This is a genomic window from Nesterenkonia cremea, from assembly GCF_014642675.1.
In the GTDB taxonomy this organism is placed as follows: domain Bacteria; phylum Actinomycetota; class Actinomycetes; order Actinomycetales; family Micrococcaceae; genus Nesterenkonia; species Nesterenkonia cremea.
In genome coordinates, this window is the sequence record NZ_BMIS01000009.1 from 1 (window position 1) to 18,468 (window position 18,468).

Consider the following 18,468-nt stretch of genomic DNA (forward strand, 5'->3'; position numbering starts at 1 on the left):
CGGTTCTGAGCAAGCCGGACGACATCGTCGCGGAACTCCTTGGGGTAGGGCTTGGGCATGATGACAATCCTTCCAGGCCAGCCACCGGCTAGCCAGATCAGTTGTCACCTATCCCTGCATCAGCCCCCGGCGCCTATCACGGTTCGTACTTCTGCATTGTGGAACACGTGCGCGAGCTTGTGGTGGATGAAGGCCTCGACGTCGATGAGCTGGTCGCCGATCTGCCGAGTTGGGCCAGCGGGGACACCCGAGCCGATGGTGAGCCGGTGATCGTAGACGTCTCGTTGACCGACCCCAACGACATCGGCGAACGAACAGATGCCATCCTTGAGGCCCTGGAAGATCGGGGAATCGAAATCGACTGGGACGAGCTGGACGAATGTCAGTCCACGGTCAGCCAGGAGATGGTCGAAGAATCCGAGGGGCCCTACCGAGGTCCCGTGCACCCCGACGATGACTGACCTGTGGTCTGTCTGGATGCCGGAGTTTCCGGGGAGCACTTCAGAACGTGAGCGGGCCGGTCGCGGCGGAGCGTCGGCGTCGTGGTGTTGGAACGGAGCGAGCGGAGGCGAGCGATGAGGCGACTGGCGGGGCTGGCCGCGGTGCCGTTACTGCTGATGACGGCCTGCACCCAGACGGAGCCGGAGCCGAGCATCGATCTTGGCCCCGGTGAGACCCAGGACGAGCAGGTTGATGAGCTGGACATCTTCGTCGAGTCGATGAGCATGTACCTCGGTGAGGATCACACGTTCCGTGACTCTGAAGTGGATGAATGGTCGCGGGAACACTATGCGGACAACCGACGGCCCACTGCCGCCGCGGATTGCGCCGAGGGCTATCACCGCCACAAGGTGGTGTTCGAGTACTCTGGCCTGGACGCGGAGCAGGCCTACTCTGACGCAGAGGACCTCGGGCGGAACTTGGGGTTCACGCCTAACGAGGCGGTCAACAACGATGCCTCTGACGGGGATCGCATGAACTACACCGCCACCAGCGAGGAAGGGCGGTCCCTGATCGTGCGCCAGCAGCGCGAGAACGACGACGACATCGAAGTCATCTACCGAACCCCGTGTTCTGATGATCCGTCTCTGCAGCAGGTCATCGACGATCGCGTGGACGAGGGCCTGCAGGATGAGCTGGAAGACGTGGACCTCTGAGCTCGCTGCCCGTCACGTCCCAGCCGAGCCGTCGGCGTCGTCATCTCATCTGTCACCGCTCTATCGACTTGTCACCGTGAAATTTCTCGGTGATATGTCGATAAGCCGGTGACAAACCGGCCGCCGCGCCCGCTGCCTCAACCACACCCGCAGCCGCGCCCACGCGCACCCGCGCCACCACTAAACCCCCAGCAGCACCGCGACAACGATCATCGCGGGGATCGCGAGAACCGTGGTGATCAGCACGGTGTCGCGGACCATCGGCTCGCCGGTCTGATACCGCACCGCGGTCACCAGCACGTTCTGCGCCGTGGGCAGCGAGGCCATCACCACCGCCGCGTACAGCGCCAGCCCGTCCAGTCCGAACAGGAACGCCGCCACCGCCCAGGCCAGCAGCGGGTGCAGGATCAGCTTCACGATCACCGCCAGCAGCACATCCCTGCGCTGCCCGGCCGACTGATCCAGCGGACGGTTCCCCACCAGGGACAGCCCGAAGGAGATCAACAGCAGCGGGATCGCCGCCCCGGAGAGGATCTCGATCGAATTGTGGATCGGCTCCGGGAAGCTCCACCCCTGCCAGGAGAACAGCAGGCCCAGCAGCGCCCCGATGATCACCGGATTGCCCGCGGTCTGCGCCACGCGCCGGAAGGTGGAGGTCCGAGCACCAGGGCCGGCGTCGGCGTCGTGATCCTTCATCGTGGACTGGTCCAGAGTGGCCACCAGCAGCGGCAGGTAGATCGTCAGCTGGAACACCATCACCGGTGCCGCCAGCGCCACATCGCCCAGCACATAGGCGGCGATGGGGAAGCCCAGATTGGCCGCGTTCACCTGGGAGGCGCCCTGTCCGCCCACCATCAGCTCCGAGAAGCTGCGTCGCCGGAAGAGCAGCCGCGCCAGCACCATGTAGACGATGAGCATGGCGAACGCCGTGATCGCTGCGATCAGGAACGCCGGACCGAGGACGTCGCGCACATCGGCGGCCGAGATCGTGACGAAGAGCAGGCAGGGGGAGGCGACGAAGAACACCACGCGGCTCAGCACGATCCGCGCATCGGTGCCCAACACCCGGAAGCGGCCCAGCAGGTAGCCCACAGCGATGATGATCCAGATGACGCTGAACCCGGAGAGCACCGCCCCCATAGAAATGCCTCCTCACAACTGTGGAACCCGGCCCGTCTCACATCCCTGACGCTGCGACCGCGGGCACCACCCTACTCCTGCCGGGCTGACCTGGGGCTCACGCCGGGTCACCGGGAGTTCGGCTGCGGTTCATCCTGCTGAAGCCGAATGGTCACGTTGAGCGAGAAGAGTGGACAGCTGTCACTCACATCACCATTCCTTGAGGGGGAATCTGACCTATGCGCTTCCACGCAGCCCGCAGCAGGACTATGGCCGGAATGGCCGCCGTCTCACTGCTCGCACTGGCCGCCTGCGGCGACGACGCCGACGCCACCGCCGCCGACGGTGAGGGCCAGGAAGTCTGTGGAACAGACCCGCTGCGCTTCTCCGACACCGGCGTGGAGGGCCTGGAGGTCCTGCAGCTGGAGTTCGAAGACTTCCGCGTCGCCCTGGAGGAGGCCACCGGCCTGGAGATCGAGTTCCAGCCCATGTCCTCCCGCACCGCTGCGGCCACAGCGCTGGAATACGACGACCTCGACGTCCTGCTCACCGGCCCCGCCGAGTACGTGGTCCTGCAGGCCGAGGCCGATGCCGTCTCCCTGGTGGGCGTGACCCGTGAGAACTACCGGCCCGCCATCTTTGTGCGCGCCGACTCCGACATCGAGTCCGTGGAGGACCTCGAGAGCGGCCAGATGATCACCAAGGAGGTCGGCTCCACCGCCGGTCACCTCGGCCCGCTGGAGATGCTCGACTCTGCCGGACTGGACCCCGACGCCGGCGACGTGGAGATCACCCCGCTCTCCGACACCCACATCGAGGCCTTCGCGGCCGGCGACGGCGACGCCCTGGGCACCGGCATCGACGATCAGGAGACCATCGACGAGATCGCCGGCGAGGGCGAGGTCGAGGTCCTGGAGGAGGGTCCGGACCTGCCCAACGATCTCTTCGTCGCCCGCGAGGGGCTCGGCCAGGAGTGCGCCGACTTCCTCGAGGAGCAGCTCATCGACAACCAGGACGTCCTGCTGGAGGCCATCGTCTCCACCGGCGAGAACGACAAGTACCTGAACTCCGAGTTCGTCGACGCCGAGGACCCCGACTACGACCCGGTCCGCCGCGCCTTCGAGGCCGCCGGCTTCGACGACTACGCCGAGATGCCGGATGAGGACGAGGCATGAGCACGCCCGTCATCGACGTCCGCGGCCTGGTCAAGGAGTTCCCCAACGGCACCCGCGCGCTGAGCGGCGTGGACCTGCAGGTCACCGCCGGTGAGACCGTGGTGCTGCTGGGCGCCAACGGATCCGGGAAATCCACACTGCAGAAGTGCCTGACCAAACTGGTCCGGCCGACGTCGGGAACTGTGGAGGTCCTGGGCACCGAGGTGTGCACCGCGCGCAAGCGCGAGATCAGCGCGCTGCGCAAGGATGTGGGCGTGGTCTTCCAGAAGATCAACCTGGTCCGCGAGCTCAGCGTGCTGACCAACGTCATCCACGGCTCGCTGGGCCGGGTGAGCTCCTCCCGGAACTGGTTCGCCTGCAGTGCTCGCAGCGAGCAGCGTGAGGAAGCCATGGAGGCTCTGGAGCGTGTGGGCCTGGCCCATGTGGCCGGACGCCGGGTCGAGCAGCTCTCCGGCGGACAGCAGCAGCGCGTCGCCATCGCCCGCATGCTCATGCAGCAGCCCCGCGTGGTCCTGGCCGACGAGCCCGTGGCAGCCCTGGACCCCCGCGCCGGCCGTGCCGTGATGGACCTGCTCTGGGAGGTCACCGAGGAGCAGGGCCTGACCCTGATCTGCACGCTGCACCAGCTGGAGATCGCCCGCGACTACGGCAGCCGCGTGGTGGCCCTGCGCGACGGCCAGATCGATATGGACACCCACATGTCCCGCGTGGCCGAGGAGGAGCTCGAGGGGCTCTACACCGCAGAGGATGAGGTGCTCCATGCGCTCTGAGACCTCTCAGAGCTCGGCCCACGGCGCCCATGGGTACCAGAGCACACCCCACGTGCAGTCCTCGGCAGTCCACCTCCCGGCACCGCCGCCGCGGCTGCAGCGCCCGCGGGCCAGCACCCTGGTGATCCTGGCGGTCGTCCTGGGCCTGGCCCTGCACGGGCTCTACCGGATGGACATCGACTACGCCCGGCTGCTGCGCGGCCCGGAGAACATCTGGGACTTCGTCACCGGGGCCATCCCGCCGAACACTGAACGGTTCTCCACCCTGTCCGAGGCCATGCTGGAGACCGTGGAGATCGCGCTGATCGGCACCGTGATCGGCGTCGTGCTCTCTGTTCCCGCCGCTCTGCTGGCCGCGCAGAACACCACGCCGTTCCTGCCGCTGGCCTATGCCATGCGGTTTGTGCTGACCACGCTGCGCGCCATCCCGGACCTGGTGTGGGCGCTCATCTTTGTGATGGCCGTGGGCCTGGGCCCGCTGGCCGGCATCCTGGCCATCGCCGTGGACGTTCTCGGCTTTGCGGGGCGGTTCTTCGCCGAACGCATCGAGGAGGTCGAACGCGGCCCAATCGACGCCCTGCGCTCCACCGGTGCAGGAGGGATCGCCGTCGTCGTGGATGCTGTGCTCCCGGCGGCCTTCGCCTCCTTCACCGCCACCAGCCTCTACTGTGTGGAGAAGTCCATACGCGGGGCCACAGTGCTGGGCATGGTGGGTGCCGGCGGCATCGGCGGGGAGTTGACCACCGCCTTCAACGTCAGACAGTTCGACACAGCCTTGTTGATAATCCTGATGATCCTGGCCGTGGTGCTGCTGGCCGAGCAGCTCTCCTCCATGGTCCGGCGCAGGATGCTGGGCGCGGACCAGCTGACCCGCGCGGTGTAGGGGAAGTGCATCTAGGGGCGGTCTGGGGGAGCGGGGAGCTTCCCCGCAGAGACGAATTGAGCGGGGTCTCCACCCTCACGCCGGTGATCGGCGGAAGAGGGCGGAGACCCCGCTCGAGTCTCAGGGGTGAGGGAGACTTACTCCTGCTCAGCCTCAGCGGCGGCCTCCAAGAAGTCGGTGCGGATGCGCTCCACACCCTCAGCGGAGATCTGGAAGCCGTGCTCGGCGCCCGGATCGATGATCACGCCGACGCCGGTGATGGACTGCACCACGGCCACGCCGGGGGCATCCACAGCGTGCGGGGCCTGCTCCAGGTACTCGGCGGGGAACTGCTCCTGGGTGCTGAACAGCGCGATCAGCGGGTTGCCCTCCTGGTCCTGGACGGTCAGGGGGTTCACAGTGCTGGTCTCGTCGCTGACCTCGTTGGGGGTCAGGAAGAAGACGGTGTTGGTCAGGAAGGCGCGCACCACATCTGCAGGCTGGGCCTGGCCGTCCTTGCCGGCGATCAGGACCTGCTCCAGGGAGGGAAGCTCTTCGGACTGCGGGGTCTGGTTCTCAGTCATCACTCCACGCGATCACGTCTGCACCGCAGAATGCAATACGAGCTGACCGGACTCGGCCCTCAGCGGAAAATATCTGTCCCGGGCGGCGTGGCGGACCGGCCTGGTCGGCATCGTGAACTGCACCGGACCCACTCGTGAGGCGTCCTGATGCAATATCGTGGAGCCCGTGCTGCTTTCTGACAGAGACATCCGTGCAGAGCTCGACGCCGGCCGCATCCAGCTGGACCCGTTCGAGCCGTCCATGATCCAGCCCTCCTCCGTGGACGTGCGCCTGGAGAGGATGTTCCGGCTGTTCGACAACCATAAGTACGCCCACATCGACCCGTCCGTGGAGCAGCCCGATCTGACTCGCCTGGTGGAGGTGGATCCGGAGGAGCCTTTCGTGCTGCACCCCGGGGAGTTCGTGCTCGGGGCGACCTACGAGGCCGTGACTCTGCCTGACGACGTCGCCGCGCGCCTGGAGGGCAAGTCCTCATTGGGCCGGCTGGGGCTGCTGACCCACTCCACCGCCGGCTTCATCGACCCGGGCTTCTCCGGGCAGGTGACCCTGGAGCTGTCGAATATGGCCACGCTGCCCATCAAGCTGTGGCCCGGCTCCAAGATCGGCCAGCTGTGCTTCTTCCGGCTGAGCTCGGCGGCGGAGTACGGCTATGGCTCCCAGACGCACCAGTCGCGGTACCAGGGGCAGCGGGGTCCGACGGCGTCGCGCTCCCATGAGAACTTCCACCGCACCGTCATCCAGGAGTGAGGCGGGGCGGGGAGGGCTGGCTGCCGTCCCCGCCGAGGTTTGATCAGATAGTGCCGTTATTCTGGCGAAATCGGCCCGAGTTCCGCGCGTATCTGATCAAACTCCACCGCCTAGACGCCGGCCCCTTCACCTGGGCCTGTGGATAACGCCGGACGGTGTCGTGGGTTTCCGGGCAGGATGAGGGGATGCGTCCTGCCGCCCCGCTTCCCTCGGCATTGGACGGCCTGGCCTCTGACGGCCGCCCTGCTCCGCCGCCATGGGGTCCCCACACGGCGGCTGAGACGGGACGACATGACGCCGCTGGGGTCTGGCGTCTTCCTTCTGCGGCACACCGCCGACGGACTGAATCCCCGCGAGCGTCTGCGGATGCGGGCACTGGGAGTCACCGCGGACCACCCTGGCTCCTGGGCCTCCCACACCACTGTGGCTCAGCTTCTCCGCCTTCCGCTGCCGCGCCGTGTTGAGATGGACCTGCATATCAGCACGCCGAGAGACACAGCCCCGGTGCGCCGTGAGGGAGTCAGGCCCCACCGAGCCACTGTCCACCCCGGCGAGCTCCGTACCGTGGGACAATTGCCGGTCAGCAGCGCAGAGCAGATGTTCCTCGAGTGCGCCACCGTGCTGCGGGTCGATGAGCTGATCGCCCTGGGTGACGCTCTGGTCCGCCGGCCGCGGCCCCACTACGAGTCTCGTCGCAGCCCCTACAGCAGCATCGAGGCGCTCGCCGCCTCCTTGGATGCCCACCGCAACGTCCATGGGCACCCTGTGGCGTCCGCGGCCCTGAACCAGGTCAGGGTGGGCGCTGACTCCGCCCCGGAGACGCGGATGCGGCTGGCCCTGATCCGCGCCGGGCTGCCCGAACCTGAGCTGCAGGTCCCTGCCGACCCGCAGAACCCGCGTTCCCCACAGGCCGACGCCGCATACGTGCGGCAGAAGCTGGCCCTCCAGTACGACGGCCGGGTCCACTTCGACGTCGACCGCGCCAAGCAGGACCGGCGGGTGGACCGGCACTTCAGCAGCCGCGGGTGGACGGTCCTGCGCTATTACGACGAGGACGCCCGCGAGGGCTTCCGCCGCACAACGCTCGAGGTGCGCAGGGCATTGGAAGCGCGCTGATCCCTGCCAAGGTTTGATCAGATAGTGTCGTCATTTTGCCAGAATCGGCCGGAGTTCCGCGCGTATCTGATCAAACCCTGCTACCCGTACCGCGCCCCTCACCCGGCCTGCATCTGCGCCGGGCCCTGCGGGCTGCGCACCAGGCCCAGCAGCAGTCCCAGGCCCACGCCGAGGACCAGGATGATGCCCGGGATCGCCATGATCTGCCCGCCGAAGGCCCAGATCAGCAGGCCGATCAGCGCCGGGGTCAGGAAGCTGAACCCGCGGCCCGCCGTGGCGTAGAGCCCGAAGAGCTCACCAGCCTTATCCGGTGGGGCCAGCCGGCCCAGGAACGCACGCGAGGAAGCCTGCGCCGGCCCCACGAACAGGCACAGCAGCAGTCCGAACAGCCAGAACGCCTCCACCGGGGACATCGAGATCCCCAGGACCTGGCGCTCCTCCACCAGGAACCACATGATCACCGCCGTGCCCAGCATGGAGCTCAGGCTGAAGCTGATCACCGCGCGCGGGCCCATCCGATCGTCGAACCAGCCGCCCACCGCCGCGCCCACAGCGGCCACCACATTGCCGGCGATGCCGAAGAGCAGCACGGAGCCGGCGATCTCGGTGAAGGGGATCTCATGGTCCTCGATCCGGTAGACATGCACGCCCAGCACCGCACCCCAGGTGAAGATCGCCGAGAGCCCGTCGCGGTAGACCGCCGAGGAGATCAGGAACCACAGAGTGTTGCGGTCCCGGCGCCACAGCCCGGAGATCACGCGGAAGAGCCTGCGATAGGACTCCACCACCGAGACCTTCTCCTCCATCTGGTCCTGATCCGCGGTGGGCACCTTGGTCAGCAGCAGCGGCAGGGCGAAGACCAGATGCCAGACAGCCGCCACCACGGCCACCGTGCGGATGTTGATGGCGTCATCGGTGCCGATGCCCAGCAGATCGCCCTCGATCAGCGCCACGTAGCAGATCAGCAGCAGGACGATCCCGCCCATATAGCCGGCGCCCCAGCCGATGCCGGAGACCCGGCCCATCCGCTCGTGATCGGAGATGTCGGTGATCATCGCGTTGTAGTTCAGGTTCGCGAACTCATCGAAGATCCCCATCAGCGCCATCAGCGTCACGCCCAGCAGCAGGAAGCCTTCCTCCGGGCGGACGAAGAAGCAGGCGGCCACCATGATCAGCACCATCACCGTGTTGACCGTGAGCCAGAGCCGGCGTCGTCCTGCCTTGTCGGTGCGCTGACCGATCACCGGAGCGGTGAGCGCGACGACGGCGCCCGCCAGTGCAGTGGCCACGGCAAGGTGCTGCGAGCCCCGGTCCCCGGACTCCGCCTCAGGGGTTCCGGGCAGATCGAAGACTCCGGAGGTCAGGTAGGTGCCGAAGACGAAGGTTGTCATCACCGCGCTGACCGTGGAGTTGCCCCAGCTCCAGAGGCTCCAGGCCGTGATGACCTTCTTGTTCAGAGGCTGGACGCTCCTTGCCTCTGTCGAGTGGTCGGCCTCACCTGTGCTCATGTGCGCATCGTAGTCTCAGGTTGTTAACATAGGGGGAATCCCCGCGCGGGATGTTCTGGTCTTTGCTATTCACAGAAGGGGTCGCGGATGCTCGTCGTGCTCGCTGCGCTGTTCGCGGTGAGCGTCGTCGTCCCCTTCCTTCACAGCAGGATCGGCCGGAAGACCTTCTTCGTCCTGGCCGCCGTCCTCGGTGCAGGATTCATCTGGGTGCTGAGCTATGTGCCAGCCGTCCTGAACTCCTCCCAGGCGGCCGCTCCCGGCCAGCCCAACGCCCCGCCGGAGGAGGTCTTCGAGTGGATCCCGCAGCTGGGCGCGGAGCTGGCCTTCCGGATGGATGCCCTCAGCTTGGCGCTCTCCCTGCTGATCACCGGTGTGGGCGCGCTGGTCATGCTCTACTGCGCCCGCTACTTCGGCCATAAGGACCGCAACGTCGGGCCCTTCGCCGCTGAGCTCTTCGCCTTCGCTGCCGCCATGCTGGGCCTGGTGCTCAGCGACGACCTGGTGATGCTCTTCATCTTCTGGGAGCTCACCACCATCCTGTCCTTCCTGCTGATCGGTTACTCGGCGCACCGCATCTTCGCCCGCCGCTCGGCCATCCAGGCGCTGATCGTCACCACCTTCGGCGGCCTGGCCATGCTGGTGGGCCTGCTGTGGATGGGTGAGCTGGCCGGCTCCTACCGCCTCTCCGAGATCCTCGACGCCGCCCCCGAACTGATGAGCATCCACCCCACGGCGGTGGACATCGCCGTGCTGCTGATCCTTGTGGGCGCACTCAGCAAGTCCGCACTGGTCCCGTTCCACTTCTGGCTTCCGGCCGCCATGGCAGCCCCGACGCCGGTCTCCGCCTATCTGCACGCCGCCGCCATGGTGAAGGCGGGCGTCTACCTGGTGGCCCGGTTCGCCCCCGGCTACTGGGAGACCACCTACTGGTTGCCGATCGTGCTGGGCTTCGGTCTGCTGACCATGCTGGTGGGCGCCTACCGGGCGCTGCGTCAGACCGACATCAAGCTTGTGCTGGCCTACGGCACGGTCTCCCAGCTGGGCTTCCTCATCATGGTCAACGGCCTGGGCACCCAGGACGCCGCCCTGGCGGGCTTGGCCATGCTGCTGGCTCACGGGCTGTTCAAGGCCTCACTGTTCATGGTGGTCGGCATCATCGACCACGAATCCGGCACCCGCGATCTGCGGGTCCTCTCCGGACTGGTTCGCCATCAGAAGCCGCTGTTCTGGGTGGCGCTGATCTCCACGGCGTCCATGGCGGGGCTGCCGCCGCTCTTCGGCTTCGTGGCCAAGGAGGTCGTGCTCGAATCCTTCTACGCCTATGCCGAGGTGACCGGGGCCGAAGGCTCCGTGCTGGGGTGGACGGTGCTGGTCGGCGTCGTGCTGGCCTCCGCGCTGACCGTGGCCTACAGCGCCCGGTTCCTGTGGGGCGCCTTCGCCACCAAGACCTATGAGGGTCAGCGTCTGGCCGACACCACCTTCCACGGTCGGGTCAGCGCCACCTTCCTGGCGGCCCCGGCGGTGCTGGCCCTGCTGACTGTGGTCCTTGCGCTCTACCCGGCGGGTCTGCAGGCGCTGATCGAACCCTTCGCCGGACGCTTCGAGCCCGCCGAGCCGGGCACAGACTCCACCTATCTGGCGCTGTGGCATGGGCTGACCCCGGTGCTGGGGCTCTCCGTGCTGACCTGGCTGCTGGGCCTGGGGACGTTCCTGCTGCGCGTGAGGGTCAGCGCCGTGCAGGCCCGTGTTCCTGCCCTGGTGGACTCCGAGCGCGGCTACCGCAACACAGTGCGCTTTGTGGACTGGTTCGCCGTCTGGCTGACCGCCCGCACCCAGCGCGGCTCGCTGGGCTACTACCTGTTCATCATCCTGGCCGTGGCCACTGTGGTCCCGCTGTCGGTGGTGCTCTTCACCGAGCACACGGTGCCGGAGTCGGTGATCGCCTATGAGCAGCCGCTGCAGGTTGTGTTGGGAGCTGTGGTCATCGCCGGCGGGCTGGGGGCGATCTGGGCGCCCAAACGCTTCATGGCGGTGCTGATGGTCAGCCTCTGCGGCTGGGGGATCGCCGGGCTCTTCGCTCTGCAGGGCTCCCCGGACCTGGCGCTGACGCTGCTGCTGGTGGAGTCCATCATCCTGGTGGTCTTCGTGCTGGCGCTGCGCACCCTGCCAGCCGGCATCTGGACCCAGAACCCGGCCAAGTTCAAGTTCGGCCGCGCTCTGCTGGGTGTGGCCTTCGGCGTGGTGGCGATGATCGCAGTCGCGATCTCCATGGACTCCCGCACTGCGGATCCGGTGTCCGTCGAGTATCCGTGGATGAGCTACGACGTCGGCCACGGTGCCAACATCGTCAACGTCACCTTGGTGGACATCCGCGTCTGGGACACCTTCGGGGAGATCACCGTGCTGGCCGCCGCGGCCACCGGCGTGGCCAGTCTGATCTTCGTCAAGCGGCGAGACGTCCAACGCCGCGAGCTGCACGAGGTCCCCACCGGCTCCGTGGGCCGGATCATGCCCGACAGCGCCCTGACCTCGCGCCAGGTCCGCGAGATCCAGGTGGCCCGCTCCTTCGCCACAGTGGCCCGCGAGGCCTGGCTGGTGGCAGGACGGACCCTGGCCCCCGAACACCGTTCCATCATCTTCGAAGTGGTCACCCGGCTGATGTTCCATGCGATCATCCTGCTCTCGGTGTACCTGCTGCTGGCCGGGCACAACAGCCCCGGCGGCGGCTTCGCAGGAGGCCTGCTGGCCGGATTGGCCCTGGTCCTGCGCTACCTGGCCGGCGGGCGCTATGAGCTGGAGGCTGCCGTGCGCTTCTCCGCCGGGGCGCTCATGGGTTGGGGCCTCGCCGTGGCCTGCTTCACCGGTGTCCTGCCGCTCTTCGCCGGCGGACAGGCCTTCCAGAGCTTCATCGTGGACCTGGACCTGCCGGTGCTGGGCGAGCACCACCTGGTCTCCTCGGTGCTCTTCGACGTCGGCGTCTACCTGGTGGTCATCGGCCTGATCCTGGACATCCTTCGCAGCCTCGGCTCTGAGATCGACGTGCGCAGCGAAGAGGAGAACCGACGCCGCAGCATCAGCGCCAGCCGTACTCAGGGTCACGACGTCCACTCGCAGACCACACTGGGGGTGGCGCGCTGATGACCATCAATCTGACCCTGCTGATCGTGATGGGTGTGATGCTCGCCGTCGGGATCTATCTGCTGCTGGAGCGTTCGCTCACCCGCGTGCTGCTGGGCATCATCCTGATCTCCAACGGCGTGAACCTGCTCCTGCTCCAGACTGCCGGTCGTGCCGGGCTGGCGCCGCTGGTCACTGACGGGGCTGAGCCCGAAGAGTACTTCGACCCGCTGCCGCAGGCCCTGCTGCTGACTGCCATCGTGATCGCCTTCGCCCTGGTCAGCTTTGTGCTCGCGCTGATCTACCGCTCCTGGGTGCTCGCGCGTCAGGACGAGGTCACCGATGACGAGGAAGACCGCCGCGTGGCCGCCAAGCCGGACTACGACCCGGAGGAGGACGCTGAGGTCGAGACCGAGACCTCCGAGTTCATCGAAGACGAGCAGATGACGCTGAAGGAAGGAGGGGAGGACCGTGGAGACGAATCTCGTTGAGTTCGTGCCGCTGGCGGTGCTCCTGCCCTTCTTCGGGGCCGGCTTCGCCTTCGCCTTCTACCGGAACCAGTCGGTGCAGAAGTCCATCACGTTGGGCACCCTGATCATCACGGTGATCCTGGAGATCGCGCTGCTGACCGAGATCTGGCACACCGGGGCCCACGCAGTGCACCTGGCCGGATGGCCCGCGCCCTTCGGCATCTCTATGGTGATCGATCGGTTCGCCGCGCTGATGCTGGTGGTCTCCTCCATCATCACCCTGGCTGTGCTGCTCTACGCCGTGGGCCAGGGCGCGGCCGAGGAGAAGAACGACTCCGGCCCGGTCTCCATCTTCTACCCCACGTACCTGATCCTGGTGGCCGGTGTCTCCAACGCCTTCCTGGCCGGAGACCTGTTCAACATGTACGTCGGCTTCGAGATCTTCCTGACGGCGTCGTATGTGCTGCTGACCCTCGGGGGAGGGGAGCAGAGGATCCGCGCCGGGGTCACCTATGTGGTGGTCTCGATCATCTCCTCGATGCTCTTCCTGATCACCATCGGGCTGATCTACGCGGCGACGGGTACGGTGAACCTGGCAGATCTGGCACTGCGTCTGAGCGAGCTGGAACATGGAACTCAGCTGATGCTGCATGTGCTGCTGCTGGTGGCCTTCGGCATCAAGGCGGCCGTCTTCCCGCTGGCCTTCTGGCTGCCCGACTCCTACCCCACGGCGCCGGCCCCGGTGACTGCCGTCTTCGCCGGTCTGCTGACCAAGGTGGGCATCTACGCGATGATCCGCACCGAGACCCTGCTCTTCCCTGGCGAACGGATCAATACCGCGCTGATGATCGTGGCGGGTCTCACCATGATCGTCGGCATCCTGGGCGCGCTGGCCCAGGCCGACATCAAACGTATGCTCTCCTTCACCCTGATCAGCCATATCGGTTATCTGGTGTTCGGGCTGGCGCTGAGCTCGATCGTGGGGATGTCGGCCACGATCTACTACGTCGCCCACCACATCACCATTCAGACCACGCTGTTCCTGGTCACCGGCCTGATCGAACGCCGGTCCGGCAGCTCCAACGTTGACCGGCTGGGGGGTCTGGCCAAGATCTCCCCGGTGCTGGCCATCCTCTTCTTCATCCCGGCGATGAACCTGGCCGGCATCCCGCCGTTCTCCGGTTTTGTGGGCAAGCTGGGCATGATGCAGGGCGGCATCGCTGAGAACACCTGGATCACCTGGACCCTGGTCATCGCCTCTGTGGTGACCTCGCTGCTGACGCTGATGGCCGTGGCGCGGATCTGGGCCCGCGGCTTCTGGCGCAAGGGCGAGGACGCCGAGGAGCCGGATAAGCTGCTGCTGTCCAAGACGCTGACTCACGCGCGCGCCGCCAATAAGCGCCTGCTGCCGATGAACATGGTTGCTCCCACCGCCGCCCTGGTGGCGATGTCGGTGGCCTTCACCGTCTTCGCCGGACCGCTGATGCAGTTCTCCCGGGCCGCGGCCTATGACATGTACGAGCGCACACCCTATCTCGACGCTGTCCTGGGTGAGGAGCGTGTGGACGGGGTCCGCGATGAGCTCACCGAGTTCACCGAGGACCTGCTGGTGGATCTGGACACCGGCGACGCCGGCGTGGAGGATCACGCACCGGTGCGCACCGGACTGGAGCCGGAGGACAGGGAGAACCTCGAAGACACCCGGCATTCGACCTCCGGCGATGAGGGCGAGCCTGTGGAAGGAGGCGGTGACTGATGAAGAGGCCCAAGACGCCGCTGAAGCTCGAGCTTCCGCTGATCGCCTTCCTGGCCTTTGTCTGGATGGCCCTGTGGCAGCAGTTCGACCTGGGCACGTTCATCATCGGCCTGGTCTACGCGACCATCATTGTGCGGATCTTCTACCTGCCGCCGCTGCGCGGGACCGGCCGCATCAACGTGTTCTGGGGTCTGATCTTCACGGTGCGCTTCCTGGCCAAGATGGTGGCGGCCTCCTTCCAGGTCTCCTGGGTGGTCCTGCGCCGCGGGCCCACAGTGCGCAACCGGATCGTCTCGGTGCAGATGCGCTCCCACGACGACCTCATGGTGACCCTGGTGGGCCACGCCCTGACCCTGGTGCCCGGATCGCTGGTCCTGGACGTGGACCGCACGACGGCGACGCTGTACCTGCACTGCCTGGCGGTCACCGATGACCAGGGGGCGGAGCGGATCCGCCAGGACGCGCTGCGCACGGAGGCGCTGCTGATCCGCACCTGCGGGAACCCCTCGGACCTGGCCGTGGTGCGGGCCGAGCGGCGTCTGGGTCGGGTCAGCGGATTCTCCAAGACTGAGCGCGATGCGCCGATCCGGGCGCGTGAGGGGGCTGCCGATGCTTGAGACGGCTGTCTGGATCACCCAGGTGCTGCTGGCCGCGGGTGCGCTCTGCGCGGTGTACCGGGTCTATAAGGGGCCGTCGGTGCTGGATCGCGTCATCAGTGTGGACGTGATCCTGGTGATCGTGGCCTCGGTGATGCTGGTGGAGATGGTGCGCAGCGACCACCAGGACTTCATCGTGTTCGTGCTGGTCACCTCGGTGATCGGCTTCCTGGGGGCTGTGGCCATCGCCCGCTATGTGGTGGCGCGCAAGCCGGAGGACGCCGAACGTGCAGCCGAGCGGGAGGCTCAGGCCGCCGGGATGGGTGTCCCGGAGCCGGAGGCCCCGAAGAATGGGGCCGATGCACCGGTGATGACTGCGCTGCCGCAGCAGGAGGACGAGTCGACGTCTTGGTTCACCGCGTTGGCGAAGTCCGGATTCGTGCCCAAACGGGGTAAGGACTCGGAGTCTGGCTCTTCTGGTCAGGGTCCCGGAGGCTCCGGCGGAGGTTCTGCTGAGGGGCCGTCTGAGCGACCGAAGGGAGAGCGCTGATGGAACTGGATGCTGTGCTCGACGGCGTCGCCGCTGTGTTCCTGGTGATCGGCGGACTGATGTCCCTGGCCGCCGGCATCGGGCTGGTGCGCTTCCCGGACCTGCACTCTCGGATGCATGCGGCCACCAAACCCCAGGTGTTGGGTCTGCTGATGCTGCTGCTGGCCGCGGCGATCACCTGGCGCAGCTGGGCCTCGGTGGCGGTCACGCTGTTGGCCTGGGGGCTGATGCTGCTCACGGCGCCGGTCAGCGCACATGTGGTGGGCCGGGCCGGATACCGAACCAAGCACATGCGCGCCGACCTGCTGACCGCAGATGAGCTCGCCGCAACAGTCGACCGGGTCAGCCGCGACCCGGGCAGCCGGCGCGAAGTCGACCGCTGAGCCTGCCGCCCCTTCGGTGGGGTCAGACTTCGGTCCTATTCGTTTTGAGCTTGTTCACCGCGGACTTGGCGCCGCGCTGCGAGAGGACCTGCACACCTGCGGAGATGGCGGCGGAGGTGACGGAGAAGACCAGCGCCTTCTGCAGCGAGATGTTCTCGTCGTCGTCGCCCTTGGGAGTGTCCTCGTCACCGGTGACCTGCTTCCAGACTGTCTCGAAGACCTTGGTGGCCACGAAGCCTCCGCCGAACGCGATGCCCGTGGTCAGCAGCTTGTCCATGATCTTGTCCATCGTGATACCTCCATGCTCTGATCAGCGCCGTTGTTTCCGGCACCAGCCTAGCGGAGCGCGCTTCAGCGAACATCAGCTCAGGTGTTCGCGCAGCGTGGTCCCCTCATAGTCCGTCCGGAAGCGGCCGCGGCGCTGCAGCTCCGGGATCACCTGCTCCACGAAGTCCTCCACGCCGTAGGGCAGCGAGGGCGGCATCAGGTTGAACCCGTCGGCGCCGCCCTCGTCCAGCCAGCGCTCGATCTCATCGGCGATGGACTCCGGTGTGCCCACCATGGTGCAGTGGCCGCCGCCGGCGGCCAACCGGCCCAGCAGCTGCCGGACGGTGGGCCGCTCGGTCTCCACGATCCGCAGGATGGTGGCGTAGCGGCCCTTGGGCCCGGTGAACTCCTCCAACGGCGGCAGCTCCGGCACAGGGGCATCCAGCGCCCAGCCCGAGGCGTCCTGCCCCACGAACACGCTGAGCTGACGCAGCGAGCTCTCCACCGGCAGCAGCTCGTCCAGGGCGCGCTGCTTGGCGCGGGCCTCCTCCATCGTGGAGCCCACATAGGTCACCAGCCCTGGCATGATCGCCACCGCATCCGGGTCACGCCCGACGCCGGCTATCCGGCGCCGCACATCACCCCGGTACTCCTGCCCGGCGGCCAGGTCATAGGCCACGGCGTAGATGCCCTCCGCCCGGCGGGCGGCCAGGGTACGGCCCTGTTCCGAGGCGCCGGCCTGGAACAGCACCGGACGGCCCTGAGGCGGGCTGGGCACGTTCAGCGGGCCGCGCACGCTGAAGTGCTCGCCGTCGTGGTTCAGCTCGCTCAGCTGGGTGCCGTCCGCATAGCGGCCGGGGGCGTCGGCTTCGTCGGTGCGGTGCTCGCGCTCGATGAGGATCGACGACGCCGGCCAGGACTCCCACAGCCGCAGCACCACATCCACGAACTCCTCGGCCCGGGCGTAGCGCACCGCGTGCTCGGGCATCTGGGCCATGCCGTGGTTCTGGGCCTCGGCGTCGAACATGGAGGTGACCACGTTCCAGCCGATGCGCCCGCCGGAGATGTGATCCAGGCTGGCCAGCATGCGGGCGGCGTGGAAGGGCGTGAAGAAGGTGGCCGAGACCGTGCTGACCAGGCCGATCCGCTCAGTGGCTTGAGCCAGGGAGGAGAGCAGGGTCAGCGGCTCCAGGTGCCACAGTGGGCCGTCCTCCACTGCGGTGATGGAGGTGGAGTGCCCGTCGGCGAAGAAGACGGCGTCGAGCTTCCCGCGCTCGGCGATCTGCGCGAGCTCCTGATAGTACTCCACCGAGCGCAGCCGCTCGGCGTGAGAGTCCGGGGCGCGCCAGGCGGCCGAGTGGTGCCCCACCCCGTGCATGAACAGGTTGAAGTGGGCCTGCTTGGGGGCGGTCTGTGCGGAGGGTGTGCCGGTCATCCCTTCACCAGCCCGCCGTCGACGATCAGGTTCTGTCCCGTGACCCCGCGTGCCCACGGCGAGGCGAAGAACAGCACCGCATCGGCCAGCTGCTCGGGGGTGGTCACCGTGCGCAGCGGAGTTCCGGCGGCGATCCCCTCGAAGACGGCCTCAGGCGTGGCCGCGGAGGCGTCGGTGGTCTGCAGCAGCCCGCCCGAGACCATGTTGACCGTGATGCCGGAGGGCCCCAGATCATCGGCGAAGGTCCTGGTCAGCGAGAGCAGGGCGGCCTTGGCGGCGGTGTAGTCGTGATACGGCACCACCGGGTGCTGGAACAGATTGGTGCCGATGCTGATCACTCGCCCGACCCCGGCCTCGGCCATGCCCTGCCGGGCGGCCTGGATGATGTTGAGCGCGCCCTTCACCGAGCCCTCGAACTGCCCGGAGAGCTCATCGTAGGTGATGTCCTCGGCGTGGGAGCGGGCATCGCCGTTGAAGACGAAGTCCACCAGGGCGTTGTTGACCACAGTGGTGATCGGGGCGCCGAAATGCTTGGCGGCGGTGCTGACCAGGGACTCTACGGCGCTGCGGTCTCGGACATCGGCCTGCAGGGCCAGGGTGCGGTCAGGGTGTTCGGCGGCCAGGGCCTGGGCGGCCTCGGCGGAGGAGCGGTAGTTGATCACCACACGGGCACCCTGGGCGAGGAAGGCCCGGGTGATCGCGGCGCCGAGCCCGCGGGCCCCTCCGGTGACCAGCACGATCTGTTCGGACAGGGGCGGGGCGGTGCTGGAGGTGGGGCTGGTGCTGGAGGTGGGGGCGCCGGCGGCTGGGCCGGCGTCGGGGGTCGGGTTCGAAGCGGTCATGCGCTCATGCCTC

Annotated in this window: 19 protein-coding genes; 13 read left to right on the forward strand and 6 right to left on the reverse strand. The window is 67.3% G+C overall.

Features of this window, described 5'->3' with window-relative positions; genetic code table 11:
• Window positions 1-167 precede the first annotated feature (167 nt).
• Both IEW85_RS10025 and IEW85_RS10030 read left to right on the forward strand, forming a co-directional pair.
• Window positions 168-461 (forward strand): hypothetical protein, encoded by a 294-nt coding sequence (locus IEW85_RS10025; protein ID WP_188685283.1) that lies wholly within the window; start codon window positions 168-170, stop codon window positions 459-461.
• Window positions 462-575: 114 nt separating this feature from the next.
• Window positions 576-1,157, forward strand: a complete 582-nt coding sequence (locus IEW85_RS10030; RefSeq protein ID WP_188685285.1) for a hypothetical protein — start codon at window positions 576-578, stop codon at window positions 1,155-1,157.
• A 180-nt stretch (window positions 1,158-1,337) separates the two neighbouring features.
• Here the strand turns inward: IEW85_RS10030 and IEW85_RS10035 are convergent, their stop codons facing one another.
• A complete protein-coding gene (locus tag IEW85_RS10035) occupies window positions 1,338-2,297 on the reverse strand; it encodes an AEC family transporter (RefSeq protein WP_188685287.1) in 960 nt (319 codons plus the stop codon).
• Between the two features lie 218 nt (window positions 2,298-2,515).
• Between IEW85_RS10035 and IEW85_RS10040 the strand changes: the two genes are divergently transcribed.
• Genes IEW85_RS10040 through phnE form a run of 3 tightly spaced genes read left to right on the forward strand, consistent with a single transcriptional unit; the run spans window position 2,516 to window position 5,104 of the window.
• Window positions 2,516-3,451, forward strand: a complete 936-nt coding sequence (locus tag IEW85_RS10040; RefSeq protein WP_188685289.1) for a PhnD/SsuA/transferrin family substrate-binding protein — start codon at window positions 2,516-2,518, stop codon at window positions 3,449-3,451.
• A complete protein-coding gene (gene phnC, locus IEW85_RS10045) occupies window positions 3,448-4,221 on the forward strand; it encodes a phosphonate ABC transporter ATP-binding protein (RefSeq protein ID WP_188685291.1) in 774 nt (257 codons plus the stop codon). Before IEW85_RS10040 ends, phnC begins: the two co-directional genes overlap by 4 nt.
• Window positions 4,211-5,104, forward strand: a complete 894-nt coding sequence (gene phnE, locus IEW85_RS10050) for a phosphonate ABC transporter, permease protein PhnE (protein WP_188685293.1) — start codon at window positions 4,211-4,213, stop codon at window positions 5,102-5,104. The genes phnC and phnE overlap by 11 nt, the downstream gene beginning before the upstream one ends.
• 137 nt (window positions 5,105-5,241) lie before the next feature.
• On the opposite strand, the gene IEW85_RS10055 is transcribed toward phnE, so the two are convergent.
• Window positions 5,242-5,667 (reverse strand): SseB family protein, encoded by a 426-nt coding sequence (locus tag IEW85_RS10055; RefSeq protein WP_188685295.1) that lies wholly within the window; start codon window positions 5,665-5,667, stop codon window positions 5,242-5,244.
• Between the two features lie 166 nt (window positions 5,668-5,833).
• Between IEW85_RS10055 and dcd the strand changes: the two genes are divergently transcribed.
• Together dcd and IEW85_RS10065 are read left to right on the forward strand one after the other, a co-directional pair.
• On the forward strand, window positions 5,834-6,415 hold the full coding sequence (gene dcd, locus IEW85_RS10060; protein WP_188685297.1) for a dCTP deaminase: 582 nt from the start codon (window positions 5,834-5,836) through the stop codon (window positions 6,413-6,415).
• A 291-nt stretch (window positions 6,416-6,706) separates the two neighbouring features.
• Window positions 6,707-7,531 carry a putative endonuclease domain-containing protein gene (locus IEW85_RS10065; RefSeq protein ID WP_229658949.1) on the forward strand — a complete coding sequence of 275 codons (825 nt, stop codon included), beginning with the start codon at window positions 6,707-6,709 and terminating at the stop codon, window positions 7,529-7,531.
• A gap of 98 nt (window positions 7,532-7,629) precedes the next feature.
• On the opposite strand, the gene IEW85_RS10070 is transcribed toward IEW85_RS10065, so the two are convergent.
• Window positions 7,630-9,039 (reverse strand): MFS transporter, encoded by a 1,410-nt coding sequence (locus tag IEW85_RS10070; RefSeq protein ID WP_188685301.1) that lies wholly within the window; start codon window positions 9,037-9,039, stop codon window positions 7,630-7,632.
• Between the two features lie 87 nt (window positions 9,040-9,126).
• Between IEW85_RS10070 and IEW85_RS10075 the strand changes: the two genes are divergently transcribed.
• The 6 genes from IEW85_RS10075 to mnhG are packed head-to-tail and all read left to right on the forward strand — an operon-like array spanning window position 9,127 to window position 15,911.
• A complete protein-coding gene (locus IEW85_RS10075; RefSeq protein WP_188685303.1) occupies window positions 9,127-12,177 on the forward strand; it encodes a Na+/H+ antiporter subunit A in 3,051 nt (1,016 codons plus the stop codon).
• Window positions 12,177-12,647, forward strand: coding sequence for a Na(+)/H(+) antiporter subunit C (locus tag IEW85_RS10080; protein ID WP_188685304.1), 471 nt, complete (start codon window positions 12,177-12,179; stop codon window positions 12,645-12,647). Before IEW85_RS10075 ends, IEW85_RS10080 begins: the two co-directional genes overlap by 1 nt.
• Window positions 12,628-14,382: a Na+/H+ antiporter subunit D gene (locus tag IEW85_RS10085; protein ID WP_188685305.1), complete on the forward strand. Its 1,755-nt coding sequence runs from the start codon at window positions 12,628-12,630 to the stop codon at window positions 14,380-14,382. Before IEW85_RS10080 ends, IEW85_RS10085 begins: the two co-directional genes overlap by 20 nt.
• Window positions 14,382-14,999: a Na+/H+ antiporter subunit E gene (locus tag IEW85_RS10090; protein ID WP_188685306.1), complete on the forward strand. Its 618-nt coding sequence runs from the start codon at window positions 14,382-14,384 to the stop codon at window positions 14,997-14,999. Before IEW85_RS10085 ends, IEW85_RS10090 begins: the two co-directional genes overlap by 1 nt.
• Window positions 14,992-15,528 (forward strand): MrpF/PhaF family protein, encoded by a 537-nt coding sequence (locus IEW85_RS10095; protein ID WP_229658950.1) that lies wholly within the window; start codon window positions 14,992-14,994, stop codon window positions 15,526-15,528. Before IEW85_RS10090 ends, IEW85_RS10095 begins: the two co-directional genes overlap by 8 nt.
• On the forward strand, window positions 15,528-15,911 hold the full coding sequence (gene mnhG, locus IEW85_RS10100; protein ID WP_188685307.1) for a monovalent cation/H(+) antiporter subunit G: 384 nt from the start codon (window positions 15,528-15,530) through the stop codon (window positions 15,909-15,911). Before IEW85_RS10095 ends, mnhG begins: the two co-directional genes overlap by 1 nt.
• 22 nt (window positions 15,912-15,933) lie before the next feature.
• Here mnhG and IEW85_RS10105 read toward each other — a convergent pair whose 3' ends face one another.
• The 3 genes from IEW85_RS10105 to IEW85_RS10115 form a co-directional block, all read right to left on the reverse strand.
• Complete coding sequence (locus tag IEW85_RS10105) at window positions 15,934-16,200, reverse strand: DUF4235 domain-containing protein (protein ID WP_188685308.1); 267 nt, start codon at window positions 16,198-16,200, stop codon at window positions 15,934-15,936.
• Window positions 16,201-16,272: 72 nt separating this feature from the next.
• Window positions 16,273-17,613 carry an LLM class flavin-dependent oxidoreductase gene (locus IEW85_RS10110; protein ID WP_188685309.1) on the reverse strand — a complete coding sequence of 447 codons (1,341 nt, stop codon included), beginning with the start codon at window positions 17,611-17,613 and terminating at the stop codon, window positions 16,273-16,275.
• Window positions 17,610-18,455 carry a 3-oxoacyl-ACP reductase gene (locus tag IEW85_RS10115; RefSeq protein WP_188685312.1) on the reverse strand — a complete coding sequence of 282 codons (846 nt, stop codon included), beginning with the start codon at window positions 18,453-18,455 and terminating at the stop codon, window positions 17,610-17,612. The genes IEW85_RS10110 and IEW85_RS10115 overlap by 4 nt, the downstream gene beginning before the upstream one ends.
• Window positions 18,456-18,468 lie beyond the last annotated feature (13 nt).

Excerpts from the sequence above, each read along its gene's own strand:
- IEW85_RS10095 (WP_229658950.1), top strand. The coding sequence starts at position 14,992 with ATGCTTGAGACGGCTGTCTGGATCACCCAGGTGCTGCTGGCCGCGGGT.
- IEW85_RS10055 (WP_188685295.1), bottom strand. The coding sequence starts at position 5,667 with ATGACTGAGAACCAGACCCCGCAGTCCGAAGAGCTTCCCTCCCTGGAG.
- IEW85_RS10115 (WP_188685312.1), bottom strand. The coding sequence starts at position 18,455 with ATGACCGCTTCGAACCCGACCCCCGACGCCGGCCCAGCCGCCGGCGCC.
- IEW85_RS10035 (WP_188685287.1), bottom strand. The coding sequence starts at position 2,297 with ATGGGGGCGGTGCTCTCCGGGTTCAGCGTCATCTGGATCATCATCGCT.
- IEW85_RS10110 (WP_188685309.1), bottom strand. The coding sequence starts at position 17,613 with ATGACCGGCACACCCTCCGCACAGACCGCCCCCAAGCAGGCCCACTTC.
- IEW85_RS10070 (WP_188685301.1), bottom strand. The coding sequence starts at position 9,039 with ATGAGCACAGGTGAGGCCGACCACTCGACAGAGGCAAGGAGCGTCCAG.
- phnC (WP_188685291.1), top strand. The coding sequence starts at position 3,448 with ATGAGCACGCCCGTCATCGACGTCCGCGGCCTGGTCAAGGAGTTCCCC.
- phnE (WP_188685293.1), top strand. The coding sequence starts at position 4,211 with ATGCGCTCTGAGACCTCTCAGAGCTCGGCCCACGGCGCCCATGGGTAC.
- IEW85_RS10080 (WP_188685304.1), top strand. The coding sequence starts at position 12,177 with ATGACCATCAATCTGACCCTGCTGATCGTGATGGGTGTGATGCTCGCC.
- IEW85_RS10075 (WP_188685303.1), top strand. The coding sequence starts at position 9,127 with ATGCTCGTCGTGCTCGCTGCGCTGTTCGCGGTGAGCGTCGTCGTCCCC.
- IEW85_RS10105 (WP_188685308.1), bottom strand. The coding sequence starts at position 16,200 with ATGGACAAGATCATGGACAAGCTGCTGACCACGGGCATCGCGTTCGGC.
- IEW85_RS10040 (WP_188685289.1), top strand. The coding sequence starts at position 2,516 with ATGCGCTTCCACGCAGCCCGCAGCAGGACTATGGCCGGAATGGCCGCC.
- IEW85_RS10090 (WP_188685306.1), top strand. The coding sequence starts at position 14,382 with ATGAAGAGGCCCAAGACGCCGCTGAAGCTCGAGCTTCCGCTGATCGCC.
- IEW85_RS10030 (WP_188685285.1), top strand. The coding sequence starts at position 576 with ATGAGGCGACTGGCGGGGCTGGCCGCGGTGCCGTTACTGCTGATGACG.
- IEW85_RS10065 (WP_229658949.1), top strand. The coding sequence starts at position 6,707 with ATGACGCCGCTGGGGTCTGGCGTCTTCCTTCTGCGGCACACCGCCGAC.
- mnhG (WP_188685307.1), top strand. The coding sequence starts at position 15,528 with ATGGAACTGGATGCTGTGCTCGACGGCGTCGCCGCTGTGTTCCTGGTG.